This window comes from Paenibacillus sp. L3-i20 (assembly GCF_022180385.2).
Classification (GTDB): domain Bacteria; phylum Bacillota; class Bacilli; order Paenibacillales; family Paenibacillaceae; genus Pristimantibacillus.
Genome location: NZ_BQME02000001.1, coordinates 1214796 through 1228824, shown reverse-complemented (window position 1 = coordinate 1228824; position 14029 = coordinate 1214796). Strand labels below are relative to the sequence as shown.

The 14029-nt window shown below is 44.8% G+C and carries 12 protein-coding genes; 11 read left to right on the top strand and 1 reads right to left on the bottom strand.

Annotation, left to right across the window (positions count from 1 at the left end):
• From MFF31_RS05900 to pssA, 11 genes are all read left to right on the top strand, one after another.
• Entirely contained in the window at positions 1-981 is a 981-nt protein-coding gene (locus tag MFF31_RS05900) for a FecCD family ABC transporter permease (protein WP_238187147.1), read from the top strand.
• A gap of 39 nt (positions 982-1020) precedes the next feature.
• A complete protein-coding gene (locus MFF31_RS05895) occupies positions 1021-1698 on the top strand; it encodes a response regulator transcription factor (protein ID WP_238187146.1) in 678 nt (225 codons plus the stop codon).
• Entirely contained in the window at positions 1695-3095 is a 1401-nt protein-coding gene (locus tag MFF31_RS05890) for a sensor histidine kinase (protein WP_238187145.1), read from the top strand. Before MFF31_RS05895 ends, MFF31_RS05890 begins: the two co-directional genes overlap by 4 nt.
• 53 nt (positions 3096-3148) lie before the next feature.
• Positions 3149-4576, top strand: coding sequence for an aldehyde dehydrogenase family protein (locus tag MFF31_RS05885; RefSeq protein ID WP_238187144.1), 1428 nt, complete (start codon positions 3149-3151; stop codon positions 4574-4576).
• A 352-nt stretch (positions 4577-4928) separates the two neighbouring features.
• A complete protein-coding gene (locus MFF31_RS05880) occupies positions 4929-5390 on the top strand; it encodes a CtsR family transcriptional regulator (protein ID WP_238187143.1) in 462 nt (153 codons plus the stop codon).
• 16 nt (positions 5391-5406) lie between these two features.
• Entirely contained in the window at positions 5407-5931 is a 525-nt protein-coding gene (gene mcsA / locus MFF31_RS05875) for a protein-arginine kinase activator protein McsA (protein WP_238187142.1), read from the top strand.
• A 24-nt stretch (positions 5932-5955) separates the two neighbouring features.
• Positions 5956-7041 (top strand): protein-arginine kinase McsB, encoded by a 1086-nt coding sequence (gene mcsB / locus MFF31_RS05870; RefSeq protein WP_238187141.1) that lies wholly within the window; start codon positions 5956-5958, stop codon positions 7039-7041.
• Entirely contained in the window at positions 7038-9500 is a 2463-nt protein-coding gene (locus MFF31_RS05865) for an ATP-dependent Clp protease ATP-binding subunit (protein ID WP_238187140.1), read from the top strand. Before mcsB ends, MFF31_RS05865 begins: the two co-directional genes overlap by 4 nt.
• A 691-nt stretch (positions 9501-10191) precedes the next feature.
• Complete coding sequence (gene radA, locus MFF31_RS05860) at positions 10192-11559, top strand: DNA repair protein RadA (RefSeq protein ID WP_238187139.1); 1368 nt, start codon at positions 10192-10194, stop codon at positions 11557-11559.
• Positions 11560-11570: 11 nt separating this feature from the next.
• The gene (gene disA, locus MFF31_RS05855) at positions 11571-12647 is read left to right on the top strand and encodes a DNA integrity scanning diadenylate cyclase DisA (RefSeq protein ID WP_238187138.1); all 1077 of its coding nucleotides are present in this window, start codon (positions 11571-11573) and stop codon (positions 12645-12647) included.
• 87 nt (positions 12648-12734) lie between these two features.
• Positions 12735-13481: a CDP-diacylglycerol--serine O-phosphatidyltransferase gene (gene pssA, locus MFF31_RS05850; RefSeq protein WP_238187137.1), complete on the top strand. Its 747-nt coding sequence runs from the start codon at positions 12735-12737 to the stop codon at positions 13479-13481.
• A gap of 65 nt (positions 13482-13546) precedes the next feature.
• On the opposite strand, the gene MFF31_RS05845 is transcribed toward pssA, so the two are convergent.
• Positions 13547-13942: a nucleoside triphosphate pyrophosphohydrolase family protein gene (locus MFF31_RS05845; protein WP_238188500.1), complete on the bottom strand. Its 396-nt coding sequence runs from the start codon at positions 13940-13942 to the stop codon at positions 13547-13549.
• Between the last annotated feature and the right edge of the window lie 87 nt (positions 13943-14029).

The window sequence follows — 14029 nt, the reverse complement described above, 5'->3', positions numbered from 1 at the left end:
ATGAGTAGAACGATAACTACATTCATTGTAACTGCAATTCTATTAGTAGCAGTTGCGTTATTCTCAGTGATGACGGGGAGCATTAAGGTCGGTTTCTGGGAGCTTGTATCCGGATTATTTAATGGTGGAAATGAACAGGTTGAAGTCATAAAAGATTTGCGATTCCCTCGTATTTTGGTGTCGATGATGACGGGAGCTGCACTTTCTGTATCAGGAGTATTGCTGCAAGCTGTAATGAAAAATGCCCTTGCGGAGCCAGGCATTATCGGTATCTCTTCGGGTGCAGGCTTAGTTTCAATTACAGTAATTACGTTGTTTCCTGCACTCTACTTCTGGTCACCATTGTTTGCCGTATTAGGCGGAGCTTTCGCCTGTTACCTCGTTTATTCGCTTTCATGGAAAGCGCAGCTCAATCCGCTGCGTCTCATCCTTGTTGGTATTGCAATCAATGCTACCTTTACGGGCTTAGGGCAATCATTTAATTATCGCGGCAGCTATGCAGTTACTAGTGTGAATCAAGCGGTATCGTCGATCTTCACGATGAAAAATTGGGATGACGTCTACATCATAGCATTGTTCGGCGGTATTGGTTTATTGCTGGCACTATTCCTCGGTTCATGGTGTAATATGCTCTCCTTTCAAGATGAAACGGTTCGCAATTTGGGACTTCGAATTGTTCGAGTTCGGCTGATCATCTCAGCAGTTGCTGTGTTGCTTGCATCTGTTGCAACGGCTATCGGAGGATTGATTTTATTTGTAGGTTTGCTCGTCCCACATATCGGCAGAGCGTTAGTAGGTTCAAATTATAAGCTGCTCATACCGTTCTCTGCACTTGGTGGTGCATTGCTTATTTTGGCAGCTGATACACTTGGCCGAACGGTACTCGCTCCTGCCGAAATTCCGGCTTCTATTATAATGGCGGTTATTGGTGGACCATTTTTAATTGTAATGTTGAAGAGAAGCGACAAACTAACTAAATAAAGAAATGGCTAACATTGGAGTGGGAGGTGCACGCAGAGCATGAAGCAGCTGTTAATTACTGATGACGATTCTAATAGTAGAACCTTGCTGGGGCATTACATGACGAAGGAAGGTTTCCGAGTGTTGGAAGCACAAAATGGCCGCGAGGCGATGAACGTATTGGCCCAACAATCTGTAGATCTAGCTATCCTGGATGTGATGATGCCGGAAGTAGATGGGCTTGCATTATGTGAATACACACGAAGGAATTACGATATTCCGATCATTCTGCTCACCGCCCGCGACCAAATTAGCGATAAAGAACAAGGGTATTTAAGTGGTACCGACGACTATGTGACGAAGCCGTTTGAGCTGCCAGAAATTTTGTATCGCGTCAAAGCTTTGTTTAGACGTTATTCGCTCGCTTCCAGCGACAAAATTAGATTAAACGAGCTTGTTATCGACCGCAAAAATTATGAGGTAGTCGATGGCGATGAAGTGTTATTGTTGCCGCTGAAGGAATTTGAACTGCTAGCTCAACTGGCGGAATATCCGGGCAGGCTGTTCTCAAGGGATGAATTAATCCGCTTAGTCTGGGGTTCAGATTACGGTGGGGACGAAAGAACGGTAGATGTACATATTAAAAGGCTACGTAAACGTTTCCCGCATACAGACCGAGGATTCGTTATTCATACAATTAGAGGCGTCGGCTACAAGCTCGAGGTGCCATCGCAATGAGGTCATTGTATGTTCGAGTAGTTGTCATCACGATGTATACGATCGCACTCAGCGGATTCCTTGGTTACTATGTGGCTAATGTGTATTATCATTGGTCGCTCAAATCTTATCATGATGAGAAGCTGTTCCACGCTGCTGAGCATATGCGCATACATATCGAACAATATCCCGAATCGATCGGTAATTATTTGCAAAGCTCCGCAGCGCTGGGATATCAGCTGTACTTATATGATGAGCAAGGTAACGATATTTTCTACGGCAGACCATTTGAAGCAAATGATCTATCAACTAAAATTAAAGAGGATGTATTGTCAGGTAGTGAATATCATGGGATAGCAGATTTTCCGAATAGGCCATTTTCGACAGGTTATTTTGAAGATCGTCTAAGTAATACAGTAGGCGTACATGTTACGGCGGATGTCGAACATTACGCTCTTTTTCTGCGCCAAGACAGTGGTGTGTTTTTTGATGAGTTGCGTGTTTTCTTTATTGTAATGTTTGCTTTCGCAGTATTGCTCAGCTTTCCTAATTTGCTGTTAAGCGCACGTTATTTGGTTCAGCCTATTGTTCGTCTGACTGAGGCAACCAAGCGAATTGCCCAAGGCCAATATGATTTAGAACTGCCTACTAATCGGAAGGACGAGGTTGGACTATTAGCTTCCCACTTCCAGAAGATGAGCCTTGAGCTCGAAAGATCGGATCAGATGAAAAAAGAATTTGTCGCTAATGTGTCTCATGAAATTCATTCGCCGCTTGCGTCAATCCAAGGATATGCTGACTCCTTATTAGATGATGGTCTGGATCAGGAGCAAATTCGACATTATGCGACGATTATCGGTCAGGAGACGAGACATCTCGCAGCATTAAGCAGGCAATTGTTGCTGTTGTCGTCGATTAATCATTCAGGTTATTCACTTGAGAGGAAGTCGTTCAATCTGCAGCCGATGTTAAGGCAAACGTTGCAGCTCCTTGAATGGCAGCTGGTTGAGAAAGAGCTCGCTGTCAGAATGCTTATTCCGAATCACCTTATTATGCGTGGGGATGAAGTATTGCTTATGCAGGTGTGGTCCAACTTGTTGTCTAATGCTGTCAAACATATTCCGAGGGGACGGTCCATCCATATTCAAGCAGTAAGGGAGCATGATTGCTGTATCGTTACGGTATCCGATACGGGCGAGGGCATCCCACAGGAGATGATGCCCTTTATTTATGATCGATTCTACCGAGGGGACAGTGCGAGAGATAGAAGGACGGGTAGTACCGGACTTGGCTTGTCGATTGTACAAAAAATCGTTCATTTGCATGGAGGTTCTATTGAAGGGACTAGTGAGGCTGGAGCGGGAACAACATTTGTGGTGCGAATTCCCGATTACCATGAAGAGGCAGTCGTGAATTGATGAGCCCATTCGTAGTTGCTATAATGCCTAAAAGGGTTCAAGGAGGCAATTAAATGCGCAAGCAGCTATGGATTGGCGGACAATGGCGGGAAGCAAAAGCATACACAGAGTTGAAAGCTCCTTACAGGGGTAACAACATTGTAGAAGTACCAGCAGCGAACGAGGAGGAAACTGCTGCTGCCATTGAAGTCGCTCATCGTATGTGCGGTGTTATGCGAAGAATTCCGGCTCATGAGCGGGCAGCTATATTAGAGCGAGTAGCGCTGTTACTTGCTGATCGCAAGGAAGAAGCAGCACGGATCATTGCTGAGGAAGCAGCTAAGCCGATGAAATATGCGTTGTCCGAGGTAGAGCGGACGGTACAAACCTATAAATTCGCAGCAGAAGAAGCAAAGCGGATAAGTGGCGAGACGATCCCGCTTGACGCAGCGCCCGGTGGTGAAGGGCGAATTGCGTACACGGTGCGCGAACCAATTGGCGTAATAGGTGCAATTACGCCGTTTAATTTCCCAATGAATCTAGTAGCGCATAAGGTGGGACCGGCAATTGCAGCTGGCAATACCGTTGTACTCAAGCCAGCTAGTCAAACACCGATGTCCGCTTACTTCATCGCAGAATTATTTCATGAAGCGGGGCTTCCGTCTGGCGTACTGAACGTAGTAACAGGATCAGGTGCGATCGTAGGAAATAAGATCGTACTGGATGAGCGAGTAGCGATGGTTACTTTTACAGGGAGCCCAGAGGTTGGGAAAAGTTTGCGAGCAAAAGCCGGTTTGAAGCGGGTGACGTTAGAACTTGGATCTAATGCTGCACTAATCATCGATCAAGATGCGGATATAGAGCGGATTGTGCCGAGATGTGTCATGGGAGCTTTCGCAAATCAAGGACAAGTATGTATCTCACTTCAGCGCATCTATGTTCATGAGCATATTTATGAGTCGTTTGTTGAGCAGTTCGCGGAGGCTGCTTCAAAGCTTAAAGTAGGTGATCCTCTTGAAATGGAATCAGATATATCTGCGATGATTTCTCCTGCCGAAACAAATCGTGCTTTAGCCTGGATTCTTGAAGCAAGCTCGAATGGAGCAACTGTTCTAACGGGGGGCGAACTGCAAAACGGAATGCTTGCTCCGACTGTCATTACAGGGGCAGATCCTGGGATGAAGGTAAGCTGTCAAGAGCTATTCGCACCTGTTGTAATTATTAGCAAAGTAACCTCGGTAAATGAAGCAATCGCGCTTGTTAATGCGTCCAAATTCGGGTTGCAGGCGGGTATTTATACAAATGATTTAGGTACTGCGCTCCAAGCAGCAGATGAGCTTCATGTTGGAGGCGTTATGATCAATGATATACCGACCTTCAGAGTTGACCATATGCCTTACGGCGGCGTAAAGGAAAGCGGCACGGGGCGAGAAGGACTGAAATATGCAGTCGAAGAGATGACAGAGCTTAAGCTTGTTGTAATAAACCGGGGAAACTATTGAGAATCGGGTATAAATAACGCCTGAGCGCACCAAGCTAGATAATAGCGGTTAGCTGCGGCGTTATTTGTTACCACAGATGAATAAGTCATATTGATTAAGGTAGTTCATGTAACATTGCCCTTTCACATGTGCTATACATAATAAAAAAGAATTTTCCTGGGCGCTCATCTGTTGATAAAACCCTCGATAAGAAGGGAAATTAGCGACACCCAATTAAATCGTCTGAAAATTTAAACTTCCTTTCTTGACCCCTGAATTATTTTGAGTATAATAAGGTTAAAGTCAAAGAAAGTCAAAGTCAATTTTTCGAATATTCGGCTTTCGAATGACGACTAACTGGGAGGTTGGTGGTTTGCGTAACATTTCCGATCTCATTGAACAGTATTTAAAGGATATACTGGATGGCAGTAACGAAGGTTCAGTCGAGATTCAGCGCAATGATTTAGCGGATAAATTCTCATGTGTTCCCTCGCAAATCAATTATGTTATCAGCACAAGGTTTACGCTGGAGAAAGGCTACATGGTTGAAAGTAAACGAGGAGGCGGAGGATATATTCGGATACAACGCGTAGACCTTCCGGCTTTAAAAACGATTCAATTCCACATCGAACAAACAATAGGTTCAAGCGTGGATCAAGGTACGGCAGAAGGACTGATTTATCAGCTCCATGAAGCTAGTTTGATCTCCAAACGGGAGGCAAACCTGCTGCGTGCTGCTATCCATAGAGATACAATTGCACTTATGTTGCCTGTGCGCGATGAAGTTCGAGCAAGGCTGTTGCGTTCGATGCTTATTTCACTGCTGGTCAAATAGGAAGGAGGGACGGTACTTGTTCTGCCAAGAATGCGGCAAGAGACCTGCTACACTTCATTTTACGAAAATAGTAAACGGCGATAAGACTGAAGTTCATATTTGCGAGAGCTGTGCTCGCGAGAAGAGTGAGGGCATTCCAGGCACTCCAAATAGTTTCTCTATCCATAATTTGCTTTCTGGTTTGCTTGATTTCAATACACTTCCGGGTTCAGCGCTTAGCAACAGTAACGCGTCTCAATCGATCCGATGTGAGAATTGTGGACTAACGTATACCCAGTTCAGCAAAATAGGGCGTTTTGGATGTAGCTCCTGTTATACGACATTTGCTGATCGTCTAGACCCGCTTCTGAAGCGAGTACACAGCAGTACCGTTCATAGTGGTAAAATTCCAAAAAGATCTGGCGGTCAAATTAAATGTAAGCGAGAAATCGAACAGCTTAGACGGGATTTGCAAACGTATATTGAACAAGAGGAATTCGAAAGTGCGGCTGAACTGCGGGATCGGATTCGCGAATTGGAACGACAAATTGCTGATATGTAGCATAGACGTAAAGGAGTGAGCCAATTGACGAAGCATCGTTTCTCACAAGATGCGCTAAGTGATTGGATGAGGGGTGTAGGTCCTGATTCTGATGTTGTCATTAGCAGCAGGGTGCGTGTCGCACGCAATTTGCGTCAGCAGCCATTCCCGATGCTTGCGACGAGCCAACAAGCGACAGAAGTGCTTGATCAGCTCACAGAGGTGGCTCGGTCCGGCATGCTTGATACATTTGGCAACTTCGATACGATTTTGCTCTCCGATCTTAGCGAACTCGACAAACGAGTGCTTGTGGAGAAGCATTTGATCAGCCCGAATCTAGCCAATGATTCACGCGGCGGAGCTGTTATTTTGAGCGATAATGAAGCAGTTAGCATTATGATTAACGAAGAAGACCATTTGCGCATTCAATGTCTATATCCTGGCTTTCAAATAGGTGAGGCGTGGACAGTGGCAGGCGGAATTGACGATATTTATGAAGAAGCTGCTGATTACGCGTTTGATGAGAAACGTGGTTATTTGACAACATGCCCGACAAATGTCGGTACTGGCATACGTGCATCGGTTATGATGCATCTGCCGGCGCTAGTGCTCACTAATCAGATCAACCGTATATTGCAGGCAGTCACGCAGGTGGGTCTTGCAGTGCGGGGGTTATATGGAGAAGGCAGCGAAGCGCTCGGGAATTTGTTCCAAATATCGAATCAAATTACGCTAGGGAAGTCCGAAGATGAGATAATCGAAGATTTGCACGGTGTGGCAAGACAAATTATTGAGCATGAACGCGCTGCTCGCAAGCGACTTCTTGATGAACCGCGTATCCGAATTGAGGATAGGGTAAGAAGATCATTTGGTATTTTGTCCCATGCCGTTATTATCGACTCTAAGGAAGCTGCGCAACGTTTGTCTGATGTGCGACTTGGATCAGATCTCGGATTGCTGGAGGATATAACGCCGCATGTATTAAATGAGCTGCTTGTTATGACGCAACCAGGATTTTTGCAGCAGGCTTTTAACGAGAAGATGAGTCCAGAGCAGCGGGACTACCGGAGAGCGGAGCTTATTCGCAGACAGTTAAGTAAAAAAAATGAACATGGGGGTGCAGAAATATGATGTTTGGAAGATTCACGGAGCGAGCTCAGAAGGTTCTGGCTCTAGCACAAGAGGAAGCCGTTCGTCTCGGTCACAATAATATTGGAACGGAGCATATTCTGCTCGGACTCATTAGAGAAGGCGAAGGCATAGCAGCGAAGGCGTTGATTGGACTTGGACTAGGTCTTGAGAAGATTCAAGACGAGGTTGAAGCACTGATCGGACGCGGACAGGAACAGCCAAACAATATCGCCTATACACCAAGAGCAAAAAAAGTTATTGAATTATCGATGGATGAGGCTAGAAAGCTGGGTCACACTTACGTTGGAACGGAACATATTTTGCTGGGCCTTATTCGTGAAGGAGAAGGTGTAGCTGCTAGAGTTCTTAATAATCTAGGGATTAGTTTGAATAAAGCACGCCAGCAAGTGCTGCAATTGCTTGGCAGCAGCGAAGCTGTCTCCAGCAGCCACGGCTCGCAAGCTAATGTTAGTACGCCAACACTTGATGGTCTGGCGAGAGATCTAACTGCTTATGCGAAGGAAGGCAATCTGGACCCTGTTATTGGACGAAGCAAGGAGATTGAGCGTGTTATTCAAGTGCTTAGTCGCCGTACAAAAAACAATCCAGTGCTTATAGGCGAACCGGGTGTCGGTAAAACGGCAATTGCAGAAGGATTGGCGCAGAAAATTATTGCAAATGAAATTCCTGAGACGCTGCGTGACAAACGTGTCATGACGCTTGATATGGGCTCGGTCGTTGCAGGTACGAAGTACCGCGGCGAGTTCGAGGATCGTTTGAAAAAAATTATGGATGAGATTCGCCAAGCGGGAAATATTATCCTCTTTATTGATGAGCTTCATACACTTATTGGAGCGGGCGGCGCTGAAGGCGCAATTGACGCTTCCAATATTCTTAAACCAGCACTGGCACGGGGCGAGCTTCAATGTATCGGTGCAACAACGCTGGATGAGTATCGAAAGTATATCGAAAAGGATGCTGCGCTTGAGCGCCGCTTCCAACCAATTACTGTTGATGAACCATCAGTAGATGAAGCGATTCAAATCCTGCACGGACTTCGTGATCGTTATGAAGCGCATCACCGTGTAAAAATTACGGATGAGTCTATCGTTCAAGCTGTAAAACTATCAGATCGTTACATTCCAGACCGCTTCCTTCCAGATAAAGCGATTGATCTTATTGATGAAGCAAGTTCTAAGGTTAGGCTGAACTCTTATACAGTACCGCCGAATCTGAAGGAGCTTGAGAAACGTCTGGAAGATATCCGCAAGGAAAAAGATGCATCTGTACAAAGTCAGGAATTCGAGAAAGCAGCAGCACTTCGTGATACGGAACAAAAGATCCGTGAAGAGCTTGATATAACGAAAAACCAATGGAAAGAAAAGCAGGGACGCACAGATTCGGAAGTTACTCCTGATGATATCGCTCAAGTAGTTGCTAGCTGGACTGGTATTCCAGTTGTTAAGCTGGCAGAGGAAGAAACTGAACGATTGTTGAAGATGGAGTCGATTCTTCATGGTCGTCTTATCGGTCAGGAAGAAGCTGTGAAATCCGTTTCCCGTGCGATTAGACGGGCAAGAGCAGGTCTTAAAGATCCAAAACGTCCAATAGGTTCATTCATCTTTATGGGACCTACCGGTGTCGGTAAGACTGAGCTTGCTAGAGCACTTGCGGAAGCGATGTTCGGTGATGAAAATGCCGTAATTCGCATCGATATGTCTGAATATATGGAGAAGCATTCAACGTCAAGACTTGTTGGAGCGCCTCCGGGTTATGTCGGTTATGAAGAAGGCGGTCAATTGACGGAGAAGGTACGCCGTAAGCCGTATTCCGTCGTCTTGTTGGATGAGATTGAGAAGGCGCATCCTGAAGTGTTCAACATTCTACTTCAAGTGCTTGAGGATGGTAGACTCACCGATTCAAAAGGTCGCGTCGTCGATTTCCGCAATACGCTGATCATCATGACGTCGAATGTTGGTGCTGATCAAATTAAGAAAAACTCAACACTTGGTTTCACAGCTACCAATGACGCTGGTCGTGAATTCAATGTGATGAAAGATAAAGTAATGGCAGAGCTTAAGAAAAGCTTCCGTCCAGAGTTCTTGAACCGTATTGACGAAACGATCGTATTCCACTCGCTAGGCGAAGAGCATATTGCTGAGATCGTTACGTTAATGTCCGACGAGCTTCGCAAACGTCTGCGCGAGCAGCAAGTGGACTTCACACTTACCGATTCAGCGAAAAACTTCCTTGCGAAGGAAGGCTACGATCCGCAGTATGGTGCTCGCCCGCTTCGCAGAGCGATCCAAAAGCATATCGAGGACCGTCTGTCCGAAGATCTGCTTATGGGTGTTATCCAGAAAGGCGATACTTTTGTCATCGATGAGAAGGATGGCGGTTTAGTCGTTATCAAGTCGGTGAAGGAGCCTGTACAGGCGGAAGAGTCAGCGACGAAATAATAGTGAAGAGCCAACCAACAGCTTCGGCTGCGGGTTGGTTCTTTTTTTGTTAATGTTCGTCCAAGGATGGGCAGCACTGATCTAACGAACATAGGATCAGCTATTTGACAGTTTTTCAATTAAAATCCCTGTTAACGGACACAGGAATGCTTATTTACTAATAAAGAGGGTGAAAAACATAGGTTATCGAAAAATAACGAATCTCAGGTCCGTTAGAAATGAAAACCCGCTTATTACTAACACATAAGCGCTCTGATGTTCGTTAGGATGTTTCAATGAGTTGAAATTTAGTTCGTGAGCGTGGTATTAGGTTCTAGGGGATGAGGAAGGGATTTTAAATGGGAAGATAAAGTATCATATTGATGGGAAAATTCTTCGGTACTATGAATCTGAGAATGGGCATAATAAAGAAGATATTTATGAATTTTAATATGATGTATCTACACCGTTTTCTCAGATACGGAGAGAGCGGTTTTTTGTTATTAAATGAATTAAAAGAACGAGGAATTGTCCTTAGTAGCTCATGAATGTATCCGCTCACAAGCACACCGAATCTAGCCGATATAAAAAGTAACGGAAAGTCGGGTATGCTAAGGTCTATGCTAACTAATTATTTGGGAATAATATGACTTTCTTGCAACAGGATATAATGGTAAACTTTGAATATGAGATTTGTTAGAGGGAGTTCCGCATGGCCAAAATAAAAACGAAGTTCGCATGTACGGAATGCGGCGCAGAATCACCAAAATGGATGGGTAAATGTCCGAGCTGCCATGAGTGGAACACGATGGTAGAAGAGAAAGAAACAGTCGTAAAGACAAAAGGGATTGGCTTATCGACAATCCACACGAAAGAAAAGCCCCAGTCTATCATACATATAGAGAATGGGCAAGAGCCCCGAATTGAAACAAGGATGGTAGAGCTCAATCGTGTACTAGGAGGAGGAGTCGTACCTGGTTCTCTCATCTTAGTCGGAGGAGATCCCGGCATTGGTAAATCAACATTGCTGCTACAAACTTCCCACGCTCTTGCGGTAAAGGGTCTGACGGTGCTTTACATATCGGGGGAAGAATCTGTACGGCAAACAAGACTTCGTGCAGACCGACTTGGCGCATTAACTGAAACGCTCTTTGTGTTTTGTGAAACGAACATGGAGCACATTAATGATGCTATTGAATCTGTGAAGCCAGACTTTTTAGTTATCGACTCGATTCAAACGGTATATGATCCGCGTGTGGAATCTGCCCCAGGCAGTGTGTCCCAAGTGAGAGAATGTACCGCACATTTCATGCGTGTAGCCAAGATCAAAGGCATTGCAACGGTGCTGGTTGGTCATGTGACCAAAGAAGGTGCAATTGCGGGCCCACGGTTACTGGAGCACATGGTGGACTGTGTTCTTTATTTCGAAGGTGAGCGACATCATACGTATCGATTGTTGCGTGCGGTGAAGAACAGGTTCGGCTCTACGAATGAAATCGGCATTTTCGAAATGAGTGAAGATGGGTTAAGAGAGGTAAGCAATCCTTCTGAGCTCTTTTTATCCGAAAGACCACTTGGTGTATCAGGTTCGACAGTAGTTGCAAGTATGGAGGGCACTCGTCCTATTCTTGTAGAACTGCAAGCGCTTGTAGCAACAACAAATTTCCCATCGCCGCGAAGAATGTCGACCGGCATTGATCATCACAGAATGGCACTTATTATCGCTGTTTTGGAGAAGCGCAACGGGATGTTTCTTCAAACGCAGGATGCTTATTTGAACGTAGCGGGCGGTGTGAAGCTGGATGAACCAGCTGTTGATCTTGCGGCTGCGGTTAGTCTGGCATCAAGCTTTCGGGATGCACCAACAAAGCCGTATGACGTCATATTTGGCGAGGTCGGCTTAACGGGTGAGGTTAGGGCAGTTTCTAGAGCAGAACAAAGGGTTAAAGAAGCTGAGAAGCTTGGTTTCAAAAGAGTTATTATGCCGGAGAAAAGTTTGAAGGGTTGGAAACCGCCTTCTGGCATCGAAATAATTGGAGTAAATACAGTAGCGGAAGCACTTAAGGCAGCGCTTGGATAGGGGGGCATCAGATGAAGGAACCGACTCAGCAAGAAGTGATGAATCAATTATTGCAATTAGTAGCGCCAGGCACCCCTTTTCGCGAAGGGTTAGAGAATGTGTTAAGAGCCAAAACAGGCGCACTTATTGTTGTGGGATATAGCCCAGAAGTCATGGAAGTAGTAGACGGAGGTTTCTCCATCAATTGCGACTTCTCGTCAAATTATTTGTATGAACTAGCCAAAATGGACGGCGCAATTATTATGAGCGAAGATATGAGGCGCATTCTTTATGCCAATACTCAGCTCATTCCGAACAGCTCCATACCTTCGATTGAAACGGGTATTCGTCATCGAACGGCGGAGCGGGTTGCGAAGCAAACGGGAAGATTAGTGGTATCTATTTCTCAACGGAGAAATATTATTACGTTATACCAAGGCAATCTGCGTTATTCGCTCAAAGAGATGGGTGTAATTTTAACTAAAGCGAACCAAGCGATTCAGACATTAGAGAAATATAAGGCTGTATTAACGCAATCTTTTACCAATCTGTCTGCACTTGAATTCGAGGAACTTGTTACTTTGCAAGAAGTTGCCCATGTTATCCAGCGTGTTGAGATGGTACTGCGAATCAAGATGGAAATTAGTCGTTACGTCAACGAACTTGGTACGGAAGGTCGTCTTATCAGCATGCAGATGGATGAGCTTGTTGGAGGAGTCGAAGAAGATGCTTGGTTCTTACTGAAGGACTACGCGAAAGATAACTCGGATGAAAAAATTAGAGAATTGCGGAACGGGCTGAAGAAACTCAGCTCGGATGAGTTGCTTGATGCTTCACCTATTGTTCGTTTAATTGGTTATCCTCATACGAATAATATGGCTGATGAATCGGTTTCACCGCGGGGCTTTAGACTGCTTAATAAGATACCGAGATTGCCACTAATTATTATGAATAATTTGGTGGAACGTTTCCACCGCTTGCCGCATATACTAATGGCGACGATCGAAGAGCTGGACGAGGTCGATGGTATTGGGGAAGTGCGTGCGAGAGCGATTAAGGACGGTTTGAAGCGCATTCAAGAGCAGATGTTCATTGACAGACAAATTTAATTCCCATACAATTGATAGAATGTGTTCCAATCATTGACCTGTAGAATGGCTGCGATAAGTGGGCATAGTAGAGAAGAGGTGGAATAGATGATCGCAAAATCGATACCGAGCCTTCTCACGGTGGGTAATTTATTTCTTGGCATAGTGGCCATCATTTTAATTTTTAATGAGAAGCCTGAGATGGCAGCGATAATGGTCTTGATTGCAATGCTTCTTGATGGGGTAGACGGTCGAGTAGCACGAGCGCTTAATGTACAAAGCGAATTTGGTAAAGAACTGGATTCTTTGTCCGATGTCATATCTTTTGGTGTAGCACCTGCATTTATTATGTATGTTGTTGCTTTTCAAGACTTAAGTCCTGCGCTTGCATGGATCGTAACTGCACTGTTTCCCATTTGCGGAGCGCTGCGCTTGGCTCGATTCAATGTCATTACAAGCAATGCAGGTTACTTTATCGGATTGCCGATACCAGCAGCTGGCGGAGTTCTAGCGACAATGGCTTTATTTAAAGACGAAATTCCGGTTTCCATCCTTCTTACAAGTACAATTGTATTGTCTCTCCTTATGGTTAGTACAATAAGATATCCGAACTTTAAGAAGGTAGGCATTCCGCGCAACGCGATATGGGTTGTACCTATCATCATCATTGTATCGATCGTACTTGGAGTGTATTTCGAGCATCATTTGTCGAAAATACTGTTTGTTCCATTACTGATCTATGCATTGTATGGCCTAAAAAAAAACGTTGATCGCCGTTTGCCGAAACGTCTTCGCAAACGTGGCAAGATGAACGATACGCCTGAGGAACCGGTGAAATCCGAGAAGCCAGCGTAAAAAACCACAAAAAAGAACGTTTTTGATCACATATTCATTGTGGTCAAAAACGTTCTTTTTGTTTCCTATGTTAGATTAAACAAGCCAAGCGTAGAGCATTTGTCGTATTCATCGGCAATGACTTCATCAAGTTGTACCTGTAGCAGATTACATAGTGCCGTCATATAAAACAAGTTACGTCCAAGTTCACTCTTAATCGCATCGTTGCAATGTTCGCATAAAGCACCTGCAAGATGGCTCTCTAAAGTATCTTTTGCATTTTCAAGATTAGATTCGTCAGTGTATTGCTGCTTGCGGGCATTCAATTCAATACAACCACAATCCGTTACCGCTTTTGTTACTGCACGATTTACGGATGCGCCGGATTGACCGAGCTTGGACATGACATCAAGCAGACTGCGGTGCCGAAGCAAAAGTTCAGATACTTGCTGCTGAAATTGTTCCAATGTTGGTGCACTCATGGATTCCATCTCAATCACCTACCCCTAGTGAAGTAATCTCTTAATCATTATAATGCTCCCGAGCCCTCTTTTCCACAATGCTATGAA